16 protein-coding genes are annotated in these 18,979 nt (G+C 52.7%); 5 read left to right on the forward strand and 11 right to left on the reverse strand.

Annotated elements, in window-relative coordinates; all coding sequences use genetic code 11:
* The 7 genes from ACYVHX_RS20020 to ACYVHX_RS20050 form a co-directional block, all read right to left on the reverse strand.
* Positions 1-591 carry a hypothetical protein gene (locus ACYVHX_RS20020; protein ID WP_460673462.1) on the reverse strand — a complete coding sequence of 197 codons (591 nt, stop codon included), beginning with the start codon at positions 589-591 and terminating at the stop codon, positions 1-3.
* Positions 592-602: 11 nt separating this feature from the next.
* Positions 603-1,898 (reverse strand): LVIVD repeat-containing protein, encoded by a 1,296-nt coding sequence (locus ACYVHX_RS20025; protein ID WP_460673463.1) that lies wholly within the window; start codon positions 1,896-1,898, stop codon positions 603-605.
* Positions 1,899-2,028: 130 nt separating this feature from the next.
* Positions 2,029-2,457, reverse strand: a complete 429-nt coding sequence (locus tag ACYVHX_RS20030; RefSeq protein ID WP_460673464.1) for a hypothetical protein — start codon at positions 2,455-2,457, stop codon at positions 2,029-2,031.
* Between the two features lie 66 nt (positions 2,458-2,523).
* Positions 2,524-2,970: an META domain-containing protein gene (locus tag ACYVHX_RS20035; protein WP_460673465.1), complete on the reverse strand. Its 447-nt coding sequence runs from the start codon at positions 2,968-2,970 to the stop codon at positions 2,524-2,526.
* Complete coding sequence (locus tag ACYVHX_RS20040) at positions 2,967-4,214, reverse strand: serpin family protein (RefSeq protein ID WP_460673466.1); 1,248 nt, start codon at positions 4,212-4,214, stop codon at positions 2,967-2,969. Before ACYVHX_RS20040 ends, ACYVHX_RS20035 begins: the two co-directional genes overlap by 4 nt.
* A gap of 333 nt (positions 4,215-4,547) precedes the next feature.
* Positions 4,548-6,227 (reverse strand): hypothetical protein, encoded by a 1,680-nt coding sequence (locus ACYVHX_RS20045; protein ID WP_460673467.1) that lies wholly within the window; start codon positions 6,225-6,227, stop codon positions 4,548-4,550.
* Positions 6,224-6,769 (reverse strand): RNA polymerase sigma factor, encoded by a 546-nt coding sequence (locus ACYVHX_RS20050; RefSeq protein WP_460673468.1) that lies wholly within the window; start codon positions 6,767-6,769, stop codon positions 6,224-6,226. Before ACYVHX_RS20050 ends, ACYVHX_RS20045 begins: the two co-directional genes overlap by 4 nt.
* A 135-nt stretch (positions 6,770-6,904) precedes the next feature.
* Between ACYVHX_RS20050 and ACYVHX_RS20055 the strand changes: the two genes are divergently transcribed.
* Together ACYVHX_RS20055 and ACYVHX_RS20060 are read left to right on the forward strand one after the other, a co-directional pair.
* Complete coding sequence (locus ACYVHX_RS20055) at positions 6,905-7,783, forward strand: sugar phosphate isomerase/epimerase family protein (RefSeq protein WP_460673469.1); 879 nt, start codon at positions 6,905-6,907, stop codon at positions 7,781-7,783.
* A 214-nt stretch (positions 7,784-7,997) separates the two neighbouring features.
* A complete protein-coding gene (locus tag ACYVHX_RS20060) occupies positions 7,998-10,826 on the forward strand; it encodes a PVC-type heme-binding CxxCH protein (RefSeq protein WP_460673470.1) in 2,829 nt (942 codons plus the stop codon).
* Positions 10,827-10,962: 136 nt separating this feature from the next.
* Here the strand turns inward: ACYVHX_RS20060 and ACYVHX_RS20065 are convergent, their stop codons facing one another.
* Together ACYVHX_RS20065 and ACYVHX_RS20070 are read right to left on the reverse strand one after the other, a co-directional pair.
* On the reverse strand, positions 10,963-12,309 hold the full coding sequence (locus ACYVHX_RS20065; protein WP_460673471.1) for a UDP-N-acetylmuramate--L-alanine ligase: 1,347 nt from the start codon (positions 12,307-12,309) through the stop codon (positions 10,963-10,965).
* 43 nt (positions 12,310-12,352) lie between these two features.
* On the reverse strand, positions 12,353-12,604 hold the full coding sequence (locus tag ACYVHX_RS20070) for a hypothetical protein (protein WP_460673472.1): 252 nt from the start codon (positions 12,602-12,604) through the stop codon (positions 12,353-12,355).
* A 35-nt stretch (positions 12,605-12,639) separates the two neighbouring features.
* Between ACYVHX_RS20070 and ACYVHX_RS20075 the strand changes: the two genes are divergently transcribed.
* Together ACYVHX_RS20075 and ACYVHX_RS20080 are read left to right on the forward strand one after the other, a co-directional pair.
* Entirely contained in the window at positions 12,640-14,127 is a 1,488-nt protein-coding gene (locus ACYVHX_RS20075; protein ID WP_460673473.1) for a type III PLP-dependent enzyme domain-containing protein, read from the forward strand.
* Between the two features lie 70 nt (positions 14,128-14,197).
* Positions 14,198-14,329, forward strand: a complete 132-nt coding sequence (locus tag ACYVHX_RS20080) for a hypothetical protein (protein WP_460673474.1) — start codon at positions 14,198-14,200, stop codon at positions 14,327-14,329.
* Here the strand turns inward: ACYVHX_RS20080 and ACYVHX_RS20085 are convergent.
* Positions 14,326-14,847, reverse strand: coding sequence for a D-glycero-alpha-D-manno-heptose-1,7-bisphosphate 7-phosphatase (locus ACYVHX_RS20085; protein ID WP_460673475.1), 522 nt, complete (start codon positions 14,845-14,847; stop codon positions 14,326-14,328). The genes ACYVHX_RS20080 and ACYVHX_RS20085 overlap by 4 nt on opposite strands.
* A 178-nt stretch (positions 14,848-15,025) precedes the next feature.
* On the opposite strand from ACYVHX_RS20085, the gene ACYVHX_RS20090 reads away from it, so the two are divergent.
* Positions 15,026-16,126, forward strand: coding sequence for an OmpA family protein (locus tag ACYVHX_RS20090; RefSeq protein WP_460673476.1), 1,101 nt, complete (start codon positions 15,026-15,028; stop codon positions 16,124-16,126).
* Between the two features lie 37 nt (positions 16,127-16,163).
* Here ACYVHX_RS20090 and ACYVHX_RS20095 read toward each other — a convergent pair whose 3' ends face one another.
* Positions 16,164-18,824: a valine--tRNA ligase gene (locus ACYVHX_RS20095; RefSeq protein WP_460673477.1), complete on the reverse strand. Its 2,661-nt coding sequence runs from the start codon at positions 18,822-18,824 to the stop codon at positions 16,164-16,166.
* Between the last annotated feature and the right edge of the window lie 155 nt (positions 18,825-18,979).

An 18,979-nucleotide genomic window follows, 5' to 3' on the forward strand; every position in this document is an offset into this window, starting at 1 on the left:
TTAAAAACTGACGCCTAGACGAAAGGCGATCCGGTTATAAACCCGGGTTTCGTGTTTGTAAATCTCATTCCAGCCCAGCGGTTTTTCGGCTTCGGCTTCCTGCCGCCGGTAGCTGAGCGACATGATGAAGTTGGCGTTCTGGGGTCGTCCGATCCGGAAGCCAAGGCCGGGCGTAATGAGCCAGCCGCCCCGGGTTTTGTAGCCCGTTGGATCTTCGTGCAGCCACGTAAAACCGTAACCCGAATCGAGGCTCGTAAACACCCGCAGGTTCTTTTTTCCGGGCTGCGCCAGATCATACCGAACTCCTCCGCAAACCGACGTAATCAGGGCGGCAGTGTACCAATCGACCCCCACGGTTCCGCCCACCGCCAGCTTGGGCCGCAGCTGAACGCCATTGAAGGTCTGGGCGGTGATGTTCTGCCGTTTTCCGACGTTTTCGGTGGCCCAATTGACGTTGTAACGAAATTGTCCGAACGAGACACCTACTTCGGTCATGTTCGTAAAAACCGGCTTAAAAGCGGTTTTCTGCGCATAAGCCGGAAAGGCGAGCAGACACAACAACCACACGGTTTTGTTCCCAATCTTTTTCATAGCCCGAAAGGTTAGCTGGCCGGGTAAGGACGTTGAACGGGAATCTTGCTCAGCAGCCGCAGCTTTTTCGGATTGCTGTAATCGTACTGGTAAAAACCGTCCATTCCGATTAACAGCAGCGATTTTCCGAGCGGAATAACGTCGAAGGCGTGAAAGCCTTCCAGGTGCTCAAGCTCGTTGAGGTTCAGCGCATCGCTGGCGTTGAACGTTTTCAGGCCGTAAGCACCTTCGCAAATGAACAGATTCGGGAAATCGATGCCCAGGCCGTGCGGGTTTTTCATCGGATACGTTTTCAGCAAGCGCGGACTGTACAGGTTGGATACGTCCACCACTTCGAGTTGGTTCGTAAAGCCCTGGCAGGGTGAACCCGACCGCAGCGTCACGTACGCTTTATCTTCGTGTACGACCACCGGATCGCAAACCCGCGCGTGCTCGAAGGTGGACATTCGGGTCGGTTTTTCGGGATTGCTGTTGTCGTAGATGTGCATACCCGACTGCGCCCCGATAAACAGCTTGTCTTTGTACGGAAAAATCGTTTCAATTCCCCAGCCTAGATTGATTTTGTTGCCTTTCTTCGGGTCCGAAGGGGTTTTGATGTCGAACAATAGCAGATCGGACTGGCTGACGGTATACAGGTAATTGTCGTACAGCGTAAACCGGGCCATCGAGCCGCCCGTACCGTTCGTGTTGGGCTGCGGAGCCGCACTGTTGAAGCTGTTGAAGCTCTGCACCCAGCCCCCCCGGCTGTCGAGCGCCATCGCGCAGTTGATGCAGCCATTATTGGTAAAACCGCCTTCGCAATCGGTGCTGAGGGTCTGGGTGACGTAGTCAACTTTCTGGTCGTTGATGATGTCCTGATTAATGCTCCAGTAACCACCGTCGAACTGACCATTCGGGAAGACTTCCTTCACCCGGTTGAGTTCACGGATGTTTTGCGGATCACTGATGTCGAACGCAATCAGATCCATGTAGCTATCGGCGTACAGCACATTGTTGCGAATCGCCATATCGCCATTGCCCGGAATCCGCAGAAACGACACCATTTTGGGAGCCGACGGATTGCGGTTATCAATCACATGAATGCCTTCCTTAATCTCGTTGATGAGCAAAAAACCGTCTTTTGTGTAGATTTTGCCCGGGTTGGTGAGCGTGCGTGCCTGTTCAGTTTGAACGCCGTTGCGAACCTGCGCAACGGTTAGCGTCAGGGGCGTAAATTGCCGAAACGTTCGGGTTTCCTTGCATTTGTCGGTGCAGCCCGTCAGGCCCACCAATACGATCCCGATCAGAACGTAGATGACTTTTTTCATAATTAGCCGGTTGTTTAGGGAATATGATCAACAGACCCGCCTGAATATGAAAACGTTGGAATATATTCCTAAAAAAATTGCCCGGCAGGCAGAGCCGCCGGGCAATCCGGTTTGCACAATGAATCAGAGGTCAAAGCTTTTTATATTCGTACGTTGCGCCGTCGGCCAGCGTCCCGCCAGTGGGAGTGCGCTCATACAGACGCAGGATGTTTTCCTGAACGCTATAGGGTTGATACGTCGTGTTCTGGTAATAAACCGCTATGGTAAAACCGGCAATGTTTTCAATTCGGTCGGTATAATACGTTCCTTTTTCGTCTTCTTTGTCGTTTTTCAATCGCCGGAATGTGCCATCCGCTGCGTATTCCAGCGTCTCGGTATAACCGGCTTCCTGCGGAGTTGCTACGGTTCCGGTCATCCCATACCGGATGCGGATCAATTCCCACCGGCCACTCAGTTGCGTGTCGCGTTCGGGGGGCGGTAAACAACCGCACGATTTTTCGCAGGCCGTTGCCGCAAAAATCAGGGCGCAGATGAGCAAAGAACTCCGTAACAGTTTCATCGAAAAAAGTGGAGGAGGCCGGCTGGTGTGGATTCGTACCGGCCCCGTTCCTATTTTCAGGTTGTATTATTTCTCTTTTTCGTATACCAGTACGTTGGCATCTTCAATGATCAGCCGCAGCCGGTTTCCGGCCAGCTCATAACGTTTTACGGCCTGCAACTTCTTGAAATAGTCCGTTTCAAACTGCATCGCTTCGGGCGAACCCGCCATTTTGGTGCTGCCAATGGCCGTCACCTGAACGTCGTTGGAGGTAGTCGAACCGGTCAAACCGCCGAAGTAGTGGTTCACCGACGACCGCCCACCAATTTTGTAAGCAATCCGACTGGTTACTTCACTGCTCGCCGAATCGGGCGTCAAGACCAGACTCACTTCAAATTTTGACGCCGGTTCAAGGAGTTTATAGGTACCGGCAGCGTTGGTAGCCGAAAGCGGTTGAATGGTTGCATTGGGTTTATCGGTACAGGAAGCTGCGATCAGCAAAACCGCCGAAACCAGAGTCAGTATCATCTTCATTGTAATGTCGTTTGCGGATTAACGATCTTGCCCATGAATAACACCGAGCCCGTTCCTTTTTCGGTAATCAGGAAAACAAACGGGCGGTCGCAAATCAGGGAAGGCGGCATGGATGTAACTTCAACGCCAATGCTGGTTACGGCAGCGGCTTCCGTTCCTTTTTCATCGACGGCCACAAACGTGTTCTGTTTCACATAACTGACCTTCAGTCCCTGTTTGGTGCTGATGCCCGAAAAATCGGCGCCGTTGGAAAAAGCCGTCGGCATACCCATCTGCGCCAGGGCGTCGTTGAGCGTTGCTTCGTACTCCATCGTGAATTTGGGCAACCCAACCGCTACTTTGCTTTCTTTCATCGCCAGTTGCAGGTCGGCCCATTCCGTTGCATTCAGGTTCTTGATGATGGCATCGGCCGTGGAAGAACCGGTCGGCAACAAAACCGTCATGGCATACGTACCGTCGCCGTAGGGCAATTCAAAGGCACCATACGTGGGGCGGAAAGCATGCCGGAGGCTGGTGTTCAGGTTCATCATCTTCACCTGCTTTTCGGAACCGGAAACCAGGGCGAACGGCGAATCGAACGTGTTTTTGGGATCGAACTGATACTTCCAGTCGCCTTTGAAATAAAGCGCGTTCAGCAGAAACAACACCTGATCGTCCTTGATCTCCTGAATGACTTTCTTAATCTTGGCGTTGGTGTTGTCGCTGGCCCATTGATTGATTTTGTTGATTACTGGCGTCGGATTACTGAAATCTTCCCCCGAAATCTGGGCATTGAACGTTTTTTTGGTGGCATTGAAGTACGACGGCTCCACCGAAAAGCCGTTGCGGTACCAGATCGAATTAGCCAGTTTTGTTGTTACTTTCGGATCAGCGGTGGGCAGTCCCTGCATTAAAAACTCATAGGTTAGGTTGGCGTCGGCCAGCGAAACACCGTCAAGGTGCATCGCTTTCTTCATTTCGTCCGCCGTCTGACCCGCAGCGCCATTCAGCAACATGCCCAGTGCCATATGCAGGCTCAACGGCGAAACAAAAATATTATCGTCCTTCTTGTGCTGCTCGTTAACGCGCTTTAAAAAGTCGAAGGAAAAGTCATTGGTTTTTTGGGCGAATAAGCGCGCTTCCGCCGTCGGCTTTAAACCGCCGGTTCCCGGGTTGGGCGACTGGTCATTCGCTGTCTGACAACCAGCGGTTGTCAGGAAAACGGCCGTTGCCAACAGACTCGAAACTAAGGCTACTTTTTTCATCACAAATCGGTTTTAAGGTTACCTCTTTGAGCGCTCATTAGTATAGACCCACTTAGAAAAGAATTGGTTGGAAGAGGTCGAAAAAAAATGGGAAGAAAAACGAATAAATAGTGAAAAATACCGGACTGGCGATGCCGATCATGACTGATTCGGACGGAAAAATACGCTGGAACCAAAGCCCGAAGTTTGTCCCGGTTTTCTGATTTATTTGGAAGAGAACAAGGGTATTATACCTGTAAACTGCAGAATGATGCATGTAAAAGCGTCTTCCAATCCAGCGCTTTTACATCATCATTCTACAGATAGAATCGAAATCCCTTAGCCGCTGACGGCTTAGAAGTGATAATTCAGACCAAAACCGACTCCGACGGCTTGCGGACGAACCTGGAGTTGGGCATCCGATTGGGTGCCATTTTGCAGCGACTGCTGGTACGAACCCGTCAGTGAACCCGACCAGTGGTGGGTGGGGTGATAGTTGATCCGCAAACCCGCCGTGCCGGCAACGGCCATCGGACGGTAGACCTGATCCGCCCGATCTACTTCCAGGGTGCCAATCGTATTCTTCAGGAATACGTTGCCCATCAGACCACCCAGCACCGAGTAACTGACTTTGCGTTCGGGCAAAATATGGTATCCCACCTGCACCGGAACCTGGATATACTGGAAGTTGTTGGAAACCAGCTGATCGGACGGGACGACGGTCAGGTACGATGAATTCACCAGATTATTCTTGTCCACATTGGCCGGAAGCAGCGAATTGCTTTTCTGAGGAAGCGCATCCTGTGCGACCGACGGACTGCTGTTCCGAACGGCATTCACCAGCAGGTTTTCCGTCTGGTTGGTGAAGGCGTTGGTTACCGAGGCATTGTTCTGGGCCTGCGAACGACCGTTCAGGTACTGCACCCCCGCTTCAACCGACCAGTGTTTGCTCAGTTTCACGCCCGAGCTAGCCTGCCAGGCCATCGAAATCTGAGCCTGGTTCTGTAACGAAACACTTGTTGGCTGACGGCTGCTCTGGGCCACACCGCTATAAGACAGATACGCCTGATCCAGGCTCGAATGAATGGACGTCATCGGGTTAAATGACAGCGGTGTGGCCGTCAGAGCCGCCCAGTATTCTTTTTTAGAACGGCCTTTCTCCTGCGGTTCAATGGCGGTTTCCGGCGCCCGGTACCAGATGATCCGGCTGATGGGCCGGGGATCTTTCAGCGCGGTTGCCTTATTTTTGATGTACGAAGCCTCGTAGGCCAATCGCGAATCGGCCGCTTCTTCAACAGCAGTTTCCGGTTTTGCCGCCCGGGTCGCTAGATCCGTCGTCGAGGGCGCATTCCGGCTCAGGGCGGTTTCCGGTGGGCCGACGATGGCCGACGGTTTCGACGGACGGTTCATTCGGCGGGCTTCGGCAAGCCGCGTTGGTGCGGTTGCCCTAAGGCGGGCAGCTCCGGTTTTCGACCGCCGTGACGCATTCTTTGTCCGGCTTTCCGCCAAAAGCGACTGATCGTTAATAATACCGTCAATGGTTGTAGCGGTTTCGGTCCGTTCCAGTTCCGGATCAACAGCCTGGTCGTCGGTCGTATTTTTGTTCGCAGCGATCGGTTCGTTCCGGTTTCCGGGTGTTTCCGGTTTTGCTTTCGAAGCCTGGAAAGCAATAGCCGGTTTTTCCGGCGAGCGTGTCGTGGCGGCCGATGACTCCCGGTTTTTGACGGCCGGTTCAGCGGTTTTGGTAGGGTGAACGGACGAGGAGCTCGTGGTCTGATCCGCCAGTGGGCGGTTTATATCGGCGGTTTCGGTGGACTGCATCGCCCACCAACCCATTAAAAGGGCAACAACAGCGGCTGCCACACTGTAAATCCACGGTTTTGCCCGGGGCCAGAGTGGGATTACGGTTTCGGCTTCTTCCTCGTCTAGCCGACGAGTAATGCTGTCCCAAAGCTCCTCGGAAGGGCTTTCTTCAGCATTTTCGAAGAGGCTTCGCCATTCTTCATTAAATTGTTCTTCTTTTGAGAGACTCATTTCGGAATTGGACGCTCGTTCTGAATCTTTTGTTGCAGCAGCATGCGGGCGCGCGAAAACTGCGATTTAGATGTACCTTCTGAAATATCTAATAACTCCGCAATTTCGGGGTGTGTGTACCCTTCAATGGCGTATAGGTTAAACACGGCCTGACACCCCGGCGGGAGCTCCTGCACCATCTTTAATAATTGCTGGTAGTGCAGACCCGATAGGCTGTCTTCCGTCTGCGGTAGCACGTTGGGCGCTACATCCTCCAATTCGGCCTGGTTTTGCCACGGTTTCTGTTTGCGGATGTGCTTCAGGGCCGTATTAATCACGATGCGCTTCAGCCAGGCTTCCAGCGGGCACTCAAACCGAAACGTATCCATATGCTGAAACGCCTTCACGAAAGAATCCTGCAACACATCTTCGGCGTCGTCCCGGTTTTTGGTATACCGCTGGCTGACCACAAAGAGCTTCCGGGCGAATAACTCATAGAGTTTTCGCTGAGCAGATCGGTCCTTATGTCGACAGCCGTCAACTAACGCTCGTTCATCCAACATATTTTCACTCCTACTGACCCCACCGCCGACGCAACGGTTGGAAGGGATTTTAAAAAAATTTAACCTAACCCGTTGGCAACGAGTGAATATAACATTTAGCCTGTACTTTTGAACAAAATCTATTCCTGACCATTCATGAACCGACGTGCAGCCCTCCGACAGACTTTGGGCGTTATGGGATTGAGCGTGCCGCTTTCCCGGCCCTTTCTGGATTCTAAAATTAGCTTACAAAACCCAACGAACCAACGGTTCCGCATCGGAGCCTGTGACTGGTCGATTGGCCAGTCCAGCAAAATCGAAGCGTTCGAGGTCGCCAAAACCATCGGCCTCGACGGCATTCAGGTGAACCTGGGTTCGGAAAAAAACGACATGCACCTGCGCCAGAAAGAACTCCAGAAAACCTGGCGCGAAGCCGCCAAACGAACCGGTGTGCAGATCGGCGGGCTGGCTCTGGGCGAACTCAACAATGTACCTTATAAATCCGACCCGCGGGCCGAACAGTGGGTGCAGGATAGTGTGGGTGTCGCCAAAGCACTTGGTGCCAAAAATATTCTGCTGGCTTTTTTTAACAAAGGCGATTTGAAAAACGATCCGGCGGGGACCAAAGTTGTTATTGAGCGGTTGAAGGCCGTGGCACCCAAAGCCGAAAAGGCGGGCGTGGTGCTGGCCATCGAATCGTGGCTCAGTGCCGAAGAACACCTGGCGATCATTGATGCCGTTGCGTCGCCCGCCGTGAAGGTTTATTATGACGTTTGTAACTCCACAGTTATGGGATATAATATTTTAAAGGAAATCCGCTGGTTGGGAAAGCAAAAACAGATATGTGAATTCCACTTTAAGGAGAATAGCTTCCTGCTCGGACAGGGGAAGGTCAATTATCCGGAAGTCCGGAAGGCAATGGACGACATTCAGTACCAGGGGTGGGTGCATATCGAAGGTGCTGTGCCAGAGGGAAAAACCATGTTGGAAAGTTACACTTATAATAATAAGTTTGTAAGAGATATTCTTTCATAGGATCGTGGCGTCACTGTTCCACGGTTTTAGCAATCAATCACTTATTATAATAAGTTTAACTGGGCTTAAATGTTGTTTTTCAGGTAATTATTCCACGTGGAACAGTATAAATATGAAACTGACTATTCCGACTTCCCCTCAAATCGTACGTACATCAATCCTGCTGAGCGGCCTCTTCTGGTTAGGAACTCAGGTGCAACAACCAGGCCAGCGCATGGGTTTCGAGCCTGGCTCAATGGACCAAAACCGGCGGCATATACTGGCTGCGGCCGACTCCAATAAACTGTATTTGCCCGACGATCTGGAGGCAACGGTTTGGGCGGAGGCACCCTTATTTTATAACCCCACGAACATCGACGTGGATACGCGCGGGCGCATCTGGGTGACGGAAGCCGTCAACTACCGGAACTTCAACAACAAACCCGAAACCCGGCTCGATCACCCGAACGGGGAGCGGGTCATGATTCTGGAAGATACCAACGGCGATGGCAAGGCCGATCAGGCCAAAGTTTACGTTGAAGATAAAGACCTGGTTTCGCCCCTCGGCATTGCGGTGATCGGGAACAAAACGATTGTCTCGGCGGCTCCGAATCTGATCATCTACACCGACGAAAATGGCGATGACAAACCCGACAAGAAAGAAGTTTTCCTGACCGGTTTTGGCGGCCTCGATCACGACCATTCGCTGCACGCCCTGGCGGCTGGCCCGGACGGCCGGTGGTATTTCAACACGGGCAATGCCGGGCCGCACACCGTTAAAGACAAAAGCGGGTGGACGCTCCGGTCGGGCAGTCTCTACACGGGTGGTACGCCCTACAACAAACAAAACAATGGCAACATGGTCAGCGACGACGGCCGGATCTGGGTGGGCGGTTTGGCGCTGCGAATCAACCCCGACGGGACCGGCCTGAAAGTGATGGGGCACAACTTCCGGAATAACTACGAAACCGCCCTCGATTCGTACGGTAACATGTGGCAGAACGACAACGATGATCAAGTGGTGGCCTGCCGCACGAGTTGGCTGATGGAAGGAGGGAACATGGGGTATTTCAGTCAGGACGGAACGCGCTACTGGCAGGGCGACCAACGACCCGGTCAGGACGTGCCGACGGCCCACTGGCACCAGGAAGATCCGGGTGTCGTTCCGGCTGGCGACATTAGCGGAGCCGGTTCGCCAACAGGTATGGTCTTTTACGAAGGCGACGAACTCGGCCCCAGCTACCGGGGCCTGCTGCTCAGTTGCGAAGCCGGACGTAATGTGCTTTTTGGCTACAAACCCGAACCGCAGGGGGCCGGATACCGGATGCCCCGCGTGGATTTTATCAGCACATTCCCGAAAGTAGACGAAGAATACAAATGGAATGACATCAAGGACGACATCCGCAAATGGTTTCGCCCGAGTGATGTCGCCGTTGGAACGGACGGGGCCTTATACATTGCCGACTGGTTCGACCCGGTGGTGGGTGGACACCAGATGAAGGATAAAAAAGGCTATGGCCGGATTTACCGGATTACGCCCAAGGGTAAAAATCTGAAAACGCCGGTGATCAACACGGCTAAGACCAAAGGGCAGCTTCAGGCGCTGATGAACCCGGCGGTCAATATTCGGGTACTCGGTTTTGATAAGCTGCGGGCGCAGGGCGATAAGGTCGTCAAACCTGTTGCCAAATTGCTGACGGCTTCAAATCCGTACCACCGCGCCCGGGCGGTCTGGCTGCTTTCGCAACTTGGTCCGAAAGGGCGGCAGAAGGTGCGGGAGTTGCTCAAGTCGGAGCAGGTGGATTTGCGGATCACGGCGTTTCGGGCGTTGAAGCAGGTGGAACCGGATGGGGTGGCACTGGCCCGGCAAGTGGTTGATGATCCGTCCCCGGCGGTTCGGCGGGAAGTTGCCATTGCTTTGCGGGATGTGCCGTTCGACCAATGCAAGGATCTTCTGGTGAACCTGGTGAACCGGTACGATGGAACGGACCGGTTTTACCTCGAAGCCATCGGCATCGCAGCCGACAAAAAAGAAGAAGCCTTGTACACGGTTTTGAAGCCGTCGATGCCGGCCAACCCAATTCAGTGGGATCAGAAAACCGCGAACCTGATCTGGCGGCTTCATCCGGTCAGCACCGTTAACTTGATGAAGCAACGGGCCTTGGCTCCAACCTTAACCGCCGATGCCCGCAAACAGGCCATTGTGGCCCTCGGATTCATGAAAGATCCGGCAGCGGCCCGGGCGATGGTGGAACTGACGAAGCAAAACGATAAAACCATCGCTCAGCAAGCCGACTACTGGACCAACTTCCGCCGGTCGAACGATTGGGCAACCTTGCTGAACTGGGATGAGGTAATGCCGCCCAAACTCTCGGAAGCCGAGCAAAAGGCTTTGACGATGCGGCAGAAGCTGATGGAAGAATACACCTCTGCCGACGACAAGTTGAAGCTGGCGAAAGAAATGGCCGTCAGTCCGGAAGGCGGGAAGTTGCTGGTGGGACTGGCCGCCGAGAAGAAACTGCCCGAAACCCTGAAACCGGCCATCAGTGAAGCGATCTTTACCAATCCGGATCAAAGTGTGCGGACCATGGCAGGCGACTACTTTACGCGCCCCGGCGGATTGGCGGCTTTGTCACTGAAAAAGATTGCGGCTTTGTCCGGCAATGAAACCGCCGGGCTGACGGTTTTCAAAACCAACTGCGCTACCTGCCACCGCCACGGAGAGCAGGGCAAAGACATTGGGCCGGAGTTGACGAAGATTCACCAGAAGTTTGATCGGAACGGGTTGCTGGACGCCATCCTGAATCCGAGTGCGGGGCTGGCGTTTGGCTACGAACCCTGGCTGGTGACGACCAAAAACGGGCAGACCTACTACGGTTTTTTGATCAGTGACGGCCAGCAGGCGATTGTGATGAAAGATGCCGCCGGGCAGAAACACACCATCCCGACGGCGCAGATCGCGTCCCGCAAGCAGTACAGCACGAGTCTCATGCCCGACCCGGCCTCGCTGGGCCTCTCGGAGCAGCAGCTGGCGGATTTAGTGGCGTATTTGCTGAAGTCCTGAACTCTCTGAACTCAGATTAAATCGGGCCGCCGGAGCGGGATTCACTAAGATGTATTGCCTCAACGCAATCTTTTATATCTTAGTGAATCCCGCTCCGGCGGCCCGATTTAATTTGTCTAATCCCCGTTCAGACGATTCAAACATCAAAATTCAGATTATTTCCCGAGCTCATCAGGAGGAAAACCGTCGGCTGGCCGTTTTGCTGGCTTTTCAGGAATTGCTGCAAGGCGGATGAATCGGTGAAAACCTGCAGGTCGGGCCGATCAAAAGCCGTAACGATATCGGCAGGATCAATAGGGTCAAGCTTTTTGAGCTCCAGCGTGTGCGGACTAAAGAAAACCGCAGCCACATCGGCCTTGTCCAGCTTGTCGCGGTATTGATTCAGAAAGGTTTTGTTCAGACTGCTGAACGTGTGCAGTTCGACGCAGGCCACCAGTCGGTGGGCCGGAAACTGGGCCTTTACGGCTTCGGTTGTGGCACCGACCTTGGAGGGCGCGTGGGCGAAGTCGCGGAAAACAACCGTTGAGGCCGACTCGGACACTTTCTCCAGCCGTTTGTGCGCCCCCTTAAAACTCTGAATGGCTTCGTAAAATAAATCCTCCGTGACGCCCAGGTGATCGCAGATGGCCAGCGCCCCGCTGATGTTCTTCATGTTGTGTTCGCCGAAAACCAAAACCGGCACATCGCCCTGGTGTTTGGTCACCAACACGGTTTTGCCGTTTTCGATCCGGTACGAGTGCACATCGTAGGGTTGCCGGGTAACGTCCTCACGCTCTTTCAGAGCAATCACGTCCAGCATATCGTCCGTATCATCGAAAATAATCGTACCGGATTTCGACATGGCGTCGGCCAGCCGCTCGAACTGGTGAACGTACTGGTCGTAGGTCGGATACAGATTGACGTGATCCCAGGCAATGCCGCTGATCAGGACCAGATGCGGCTGGTAATGCAAAAATTTCGGCTGCGGGTCGGTAGGAGACGAACCATACTCATCGCCTTCAATGACAATAACGGGGGCATCGGTGGTCAGCTTCACCATCGTATCGAAGCCATCCAGTTGCGCGCCAACTACATAATCGAACTTCCGGTGATGATAGTTGAGCACGTGCAGAATCATCGACGTAATCGTGGTTTTCCCGTGACTCCCGGCTACCACAACCCGCTGTTTGTTCACACTTTGCTGATAGACGAATTCGGGGTAGGAGTAAACCAGCAAATTCAGTTCGCGGGCTTTTTGCAGCTCCGGATTGTCGGGCCGGGCGTGCATGCCCAGAATCACGGCGTCGAGACCGGCATGAACGGCTTCCGGATTCCAGCCGGTCTGAGCGGGCAGTAAACCGTGTTTTTCAAGTCGGGTTCGGGATGGGTCGTGAATTTCGTCGTCCGAACCGCTGATGTGGTGTCCCTGTTGATGCAGCGCAATGGCGAGGTTGTGCATAACACTGCCGCCAATGGAGATAAAATGAATGGTCAATGGCTTCATTCTGTCAAATTTATGGCGCTAAAAATACAAGTTCTTTTGATTTTTAAACCGAAAAGTCGCCGGGGAGATCAAAAACCGCCTGCTTTACTAAAACCGGGAGCATCCCGCTCGGAAAATTTAACGCAGCTGCCCGAATCAAAAACCCGGTTTTTTCGTTTTCACTACTGCGAATAACGATCCACGCAGCAGCTTGGCAATCAGGCGTTCGGTCTGGGTTACATTTTGTTTTTGTAAACAGCTTCCCGAGCCATTGCAAAGCTGCTCTTTTTATGGCATTTTCGCAGACTTTTTTCAAAACCAAGAACAATCTTATATGCTTCTGCCGAAAGGATGAAAAGCTACAACGACCTGATCGAACAGACCTTTGAATTTCCGACCCTCGAATTCAAAGTGGAGAACAATCATTTGCTGTTCAACAATGTTCCGCTGATGGACATTATCAAGCAGTATGGAACCCCTTTAAAGCTGACCTACCTGCCCAAAATTACCGAGCACATTGAACACGCCCGGCTGCTGTTCAAGAATGCCATAAAACGTTATAATTACAAGGGCACGTATACCTACTGCTACTGTACCAAATCGTCGCATTTCCGGTTTGTGCTCGAAGAAGCCTTAAAAAATAAAATTCATCTCGAAACGTCGTCCGCCTTTGACATTCCGATTATACGGGAACTGTACAAAGACGGCAAGATCGACAAGAACACCTTTCTGATTTGCAACGGCTACAAGCGGCCGTTGTACACGCAGTACATCAGTGAGCTGATCAACGAAGGTTTCAACGTCGTTCCGGTGCTGGACAACCTGAAAGAGATTGAAGCCTACGAAGATTCGGTAACTGCCGAGACGGTAAATCTAGGCATCCGGATTGCGACCGACGAAGAACCGAACTTCGCCTTCTATACTTCCCGTTTGGGCATTCGGTACAGCGACATCAATGAACTGTACCGCTCGAAAATTCAGAACAGCGGGAAGTTCAAGCTGAAAATGCTTCACTTCTTTATCAATACCGGGATCAAAGACAGTGCTTATTACTGGAGTGAACTCAGCCGGTTTATGTATAAGTACTGCGAGCTGAGCAAAATCTGTCCCGATCTGGATTCGATTGACATTGGCGGTGGGATGCCGATTCAAACCTCGTTTCAGTTCACGTACGACTACCAGGCGATGGTCGATCAGATTGTGGAAAGTATCCAGTGGATCTGCAACAAGAACAACGTGCCGGTTCCGCACATTTTCACGGAATTTGGCAGTTATACGGTCGGTGAGAGTGGTGCCGTTATTTATAAGGTCATTGATCAGAAACTACAGAACGACAAGGAGCTGTGGTACATGATCGACGGTTCGTTCATTACGCACCTGCCCGATTCGTGGGGACTTGGCCAGAAATACATCATGCTGTCGGTGAATAACTGGGACAATCCCTACCAGAAAGTCAACCTGGGCGGTTTGACCTGCGACTCGCACGATTTTTACAACACCGAAGCCCACAGCGCCGACTTGTACCTGCCGATTTTTGAGCGCGATACGGAAGACCAGTACATCGGTTTTTTCCACACGGGCGCCTACCAGGAGTCGCTGGGCGGTTACGGCGGGATTCAGCATTGCCTGATTCCGGCCCCGCAGCACGTCATAGTGGACCGGGATAGTGAAGGCAAACTCACGACGCGGCTGTTCGCGCCGGAACAGGATAGTGAAGTGATGCTCAAAATCCTGGGTTTTCAGCAAACGGCTACGCCCGTGACGCTCGAAATCGAAGCGGCCAAAGCCGAAGAAGAGCAGGAGCAGTCCGTTGAGGAATTAGAAAAGCAGGAGAGTTGATACTATAGCATAGTTTTTGTCCGTTTTCCAATAGCCGCCTGGCTATTGGAAAACGAAAAACACATAAACAATGAAAAAGATAAGTATTATTCTGGGATTGATGGCTGTCGTATCGCTTGGTTCGTGCGCGCGCCGGGCGTGTCCGGCTTATGACAGCCAGTTGCAGAAAAAACAACCGGTGCCGACCGAACAAGTCGCCTAAGAAACCGCATTCAGCACTACTTTCGACGCTTCCAGCAAATTAGGCGCCTGTTGATCACCAACAGGCGGTTTTGGTGTTTCACGCGTGATGTGTACGGTGCGGACACCGACGCGCCGGCCGGCCTGCATATCCCGCAGCGCATCGCCAATCATCCACGACTGGCTGACATCGATGTTGTATTTGGCAATGGCTTTTTCGAGCATCAGCGAGTTGGGTTTCCGCAGCAACGACTGCGTATCGTAGTCGGGATGGTGGGGGCAGAAGTAGATGTCGTCCAGCAGATTGCCGCACTGATCCTGAAGGTATTGATGACACTGCATGACATCGTTCCGCGAATACAAACCGCGCGCAATGCCGGCCTGATTCGTAACAACAATTAACAGGTAACCGGCGCTTTTCAGCAGTTGTAACCCTTCGACAACGCCCTTGGGAATAATAAAGTCCTCAACCCGGTATACATAGTCTGTCCGGTCTTCATTCAAAACACCGTCCCGATCTAGAAAGATGCATTTGCTCATTGTGTGGAATTGTGTGATTTGGCAATATTAGCACTAAACTCTACGTATCATTCCAATAAATAGAATTTTAGTTGCAAAAATTAGAAATAAAATAATAAAGTTTTACTTTTTGTCCATAAAAAGTAAAAAAACCGGTGATTTAGAAAGTAGCACTATCGATTACAACGAGCGCGAGGTGATGAACGAGATAATTAAACGTGGCTTTCTGATTGTATGGTTAATCAGCACGGGCGGGCTGGTGGCCGTTCGGGCGCAGAAGATTGTTCAGCGCGACGTCAATCCGCTCCAGCGAACGGTGGAAGGGGGCGGTCAGGTTACCAAAATAGAATACTCCAATCATAAAATGGTGGTTTATTTTGTATCAGACAACCAGACCCGAAAGCCCCGGCTCCGCTCCGAATTTTCCCACAGTTCACAAACCGTGTACGGCCCCGGCCACCCCAATTCATGGCGGCTTTACGATAAAAAAGGCAACCGGGAGTATGCCCTGCTGTACATTAAAAATATAAAGGCGATTTTGGACAATGGGCAGGTTGAAGAGGTCGCTATTCTGGATGAGGCCCAGGCGGCCCGGTTTGATTTTGCCGAGAAAATATCCTGCGAAGCGCATTTTGAACGACCGGCCAAGAACGTGGATGCGGTTGATTTGATTGAGGAGGATGTGCGGTTTTACAAAAGCCGCACCGGCTCGCAGCAGCCTTACAACGTCTACGACCTACGGGTGCTGGCCTACACCGAGGATCAGCGGAATACCAAACCGCCCGTCAAAAAACCGCCCGTGCCGTCCAAAACCAAACCCGCCGTTCCACCCGTCAAAAAACCGGCTCCCACACCCGCGCCAAAGGATACGGTTCTGGCGCAGACTCTCCCGAAAGAAGATCCAAAACCGGCTCCGGCCGAGAAAGTGGAAAACTTCGGCGCCAAAGTCGAAGCGGGTCGGACCTACCGGCTCAATAACCTGCTGTTTCAACAATCGGCTTACCGGATTGAACCGGAATCCTACCCGGAACTCGATTCGCTGGTGGCCATCATGAAGCGCAATCCGGTGATGGCAATCGAGCTGGCGGGCCACACGGACAACGTGGGCGACGCGAAGCTGAACGTGGCCCTGTCGCAGAAGCGCGTCGATGCCGTCAAAAGTTACCTGACCAGCAAAGCAATCGAACCCGCCCGGATTCAGACGCAGGCCTACGGTGGCAGCAAACCCATTGCCGATAATGCGCGCGAAGAAACGAAGCGCCTGAACCGGCGGGTGGAAGTGAAAATCTTAAAATCTTGATTTTGAAGTGGGATTCCGCGGAATCCCACTTCAGAAATTACAGGGCCGCCAGATTGGCTTCCAGCGCCTTGATTTTGATTTCGGCGTCGGCCAGTTTCTGGCGTTCACGTTCGATGACCTCCGGTTTGGCGTTCGCGACGAATTTTTCGTTCGAGAGTTTTTTCATCACCGACTCCAGAAAACCTTTCGTGTAGCTGAGTTCCTTCTCAATGGTAGTGCGCTCCTGTTCCACATCTATTTCACCGGCGATATTGACAAAAAACTCGGTGCTTTTGATGAGGAACGAAACCCCCTCGGCTTTTTCGGAAACGTAGCCAATGTCGGAGACGACGGCCAGTTTCTGAATCAGGCTTTCCAGCGGTCGGAAACGGGCCGGATCGTCGGTTTTGATGGCCAGCGGCAAGGCGGTTTTTGGACTGATCTGCTTGCTGTTGCGGATATTCCGAACGGTTGACACGATATCGAACAGCAGGTCAAAATCCGCCAGCAAGGCTTTGTCAACGGCGCCCGCTTTCGGGTAGTCCGAGACGCAGATGCTTTCGCCTTCTTTCCGTTCGCTGATGTCCTGCCAGATTTCTTCCGTAATGAACGGCATGAACGGGTGCGCCAGCTTCATCAGCCGCTCGAAAAAGTCGATGGTGGCGTCGTAGGTAACCGGGTCGATGGGCCGAACCTGATCCTGCTGCTCGTAACCCGGTTTGATCATCTCGAGGTACTGCGAGCAGAAATCATCCCAGATGAGTTTATAAACCGTGTGCAGGGCGTCCGACATGCGGTATTTGCTGAAGTGGTCTTCCAGCTCCAGCAAGGTCTGGTTGAGTTTCGACTCAAACCACAATACCGCTGCCGGTTTTTCCACAACCGTCGTTTCGTCACTAACCCGCCAGCCTTTCACCAGCCGGAAAGCATTCCAGATTTTGTTGCAGAAATTCCGGCCCTGCTCCACCAGCTTCTCGTCGTACAGCAAATCGTTCCCCGCCGGTGAACTGAAGAGCATCCCCGTCCGAACGCCGTCGGCCCCAAACTGCTCGATCAGGTCCAGCGGATCGGGCGAGTTGCCGAGCGATTTCGACATTTTGCGGCCCTGTTTGTCGCGCACAATGCCCGTCAGGTACACATTCTTAAACGGTTCACGACCTTTGTATTCGTAACCGGCAATGATCATCCGGGCCACCCAGAAAAACAGGATTTCGGGCGCCGTCACCAGATCGTTGGTCGGGTAATAATAATCGAGATCCCCCGGCCCGGCTTTCGGATCGTTCGGGTTGTTGGACGGAACGAAAACCGACATCGGCCAGAGCCAGGACGAAAACCAGGTGTCCAGCACATCCTCATCCTGCGTCAGATCGGTTTCACTCAGGGCGAACAGCTGGTATTTATCCCGGGCGATCCGCAGGGCGTCTTTCTTCGTTTTGGCGACGATGATCGTGCCGTCTTTCATGTAGAACGCCGGAATGCGGTGGCCCCACCAGAGTTGGCGGCTGATGCACCAGTCGTGAACGTTTTCCATCCAGGACCGGTACATGTTCTTGAATTTCGACGGATGCAGCTGAATGGTATCATTCATGACGTTTTCCAGCGCCGGTTTCGAAATTTCCTTCATTTTCAGAAACCACTGCAGCGACAGCTTCGGCTCAATTACCGCGTTGGTCCGCTCCGAAAAACCGACATTGGATTTGTATTCTTCCAGTTTAACCAGATTGCCTTTCTCCTCCAGTTCTTTAATAATGGCTTTCCGGGCCGCAAACCGGTCCTGCCCGACAAAGATCTGCGCCTTCTCGTTCAGGGTGCCGTCTTCGTTCAGGATGTCGATCACCGGCAGCCGGTGTTTGATGCCCAGTTCGTAGTCGTTCGGGTCGTGGGCGGGCGTTACTTTCAAACAACCCGTACCAAAATCCATCGTCACGTAGTCGTCCGTAATGATCGGAATTTCCCGGTTAATCAGCGGAATCAGGGCTTTTTTGCCGTGCAGGTGCGTATACCGTTCGTCGTTCGGATTGACGCAGATGGCCGCGTCCGCCATGATCGTCTCCGGCCGGACGGTCGCAATCGTCACGTAATCCTTTTCTCCTTCTTCCCGTTCGGCTTTGATTTCGTACCGGATGTACACCAGTTTCTGCTGAACTTCCTTCGTGATAACCTCCTCATCCGAAACCGCCGTCCGGCCCTGCGGGTCCCAGTTGACCATCCGGACACCCCGGTAAATCTGACCTTTGTTGAACAAATCCACAAACGTGTCGATCACGGCATCGTATAAAACCGGTTCCATCGTGAAGCGCGTACGGTCCCAGTCGCAGGACGCGCCGAGCTTGCGGAGTTGCGCCAGGATGATGCCGCCGTATTTGTGGGTCCATTCCCAGGCGTGTTCGATGAATTTTTCCCGGCCAATGTCCCGTTTATTGATTCCCTGATCCTTCAGCATCGCCACCACCTTCGCTTCCGTCGCAATGGATGCGTGGTCGGTTCCCGGCACCCAGCAGGCGTTTTTGCCCTGCATCCGCGCTTTCCGGATCAGTACATCCTGAATGGTGTTGTTGAGCATATGCCCCATATGCAGCACGCCGGTCACGTTCGGGGGCGGAATGACGATGGTGTACGGTTCGCGCTCGTCGGGGGTGGAATGAAAAAAGCGACTGTCCAGCCAATACTGGTACCACTTAGCCTCTATATCTTTCGGATTATACGTCTTTGAAATCATAACCTATGTTACTCTGATAAACTCCAATTTACTCTGCTTAACCGCCGGGCGGCCCGTCTGTGAAATAACTTTTAAGCTGTCACACAGGGCTTATCAGAGAACATCAGAGGGAAGCAGCGTTTAAATTCGGTACAAAATTAGTCAATTCAGAACGG

The organism is Larkinella ripae (assembly GCF_054780775.1).

Coding starts and splice junctions, on each gene's coding strand:
- ACYVHX_RS20020 (WP_460673462.1), bottom strand. CDS start 591: ATGAAAAAGATTGGGAACAAAACCGTGTGGTTGTTGTGTCTGCTCGCC.
- ACYVHX_RS20025 (WP_460673463.1), bottom strand. CDS start 1,898: ATGAAAAAAGTCATCTACGTTCTGATCGGGATCGTATTGGTGGGCCTG.
- ACYVHX_RS20030 (WP_460673464.1), bottom strand. CDS start 2,457: ATGAAACTGTTACGGAGTTCTTTGCTCATCTGCGCCCTGATTTTTGCG.
- ACYVHX_RS20035 (WP_460673465.1), bottom strand. CDS start 2,970: ATGAAGATGATACTGACTCTGGTTTCGGCGGTTTTGCTGATCGCAGCT.
- ACYVHX_RS20040 (WP_460673466.1), bottom strand. CDS start 4,214: ATGAAAAAAGTAGCCTTAGTTTCGAGTCTGTTGGCAACGGCCGTTTTC.
- ACYVHX_RS20045 (WP_460673467.1), bottom strand. CDS start 6,227: ATGAGTCTCTCAAAAGAAGAACAATTTAATGAAGAATGGCGAAGCCTC.
- ACYVHX_RS20050 (WP_460673468.1), bottom strand. CDS start 6,769: ATGTTGGATGAACGAGCGTTAGTTGACGGCTGTCGACATAAGGACCGA.
- ACYVHX_RS20055 (WP_460673469.1), top strand. CDS start 6,905: ATGAACCGACGTGCAGCCCTCCGACAGACTTTGGGCGTTATGGGATTG.
- ACYVHX_RS20060 (WP_460673470.1), top strand. CDS start 7,998: ATGGGTTTCGAGCCTGGCTCAATGGACCAAAACCGGCGGCATATACTG.
- ACYVHX_RS20065 (WP_460673471.1), bottom strand. CDS start 12,309: ATGAAGCCATTGACCATTCATTTTATCTCCATTGGCGGCAGTGTTATG.
- ACYVHX_RS20075 (WP_460673473.1), top strand. CDS start 12,640: ATGAAAAGCTACAACGACCTGATCGAACAGACCTTTGAATTTCCGACC.
- ACYVHX_RS20080 (WP_460673474.1), top strand. CDS start 14,198: ATGAAAAAGATAAGTATTATTCTGGGATTGATGGCTGTCGTATCGCTT.
- ACYVHX_RS20085 (WP_460673475.1), bottom strand. CDS start 14,847: ATGAGCAAATGCATCTTTCTAGATCGGGACGGTGTTTTGAATGAAGAC.
- ACYVHX_RS20090 (WP_460673476.1), top strand. CDS start 15,026: ATGAACGAGATAATTAAACGTGGCTTTCTGATTGTATGGTTAATCAGC.
- ACYVHX_RS20095 (WP_460673477.1), bottom strand. CDS start 18,824: ATGATTTCAAAGACGTATAATCCGAAAGATATAGAGGCTAAGTGGTAC.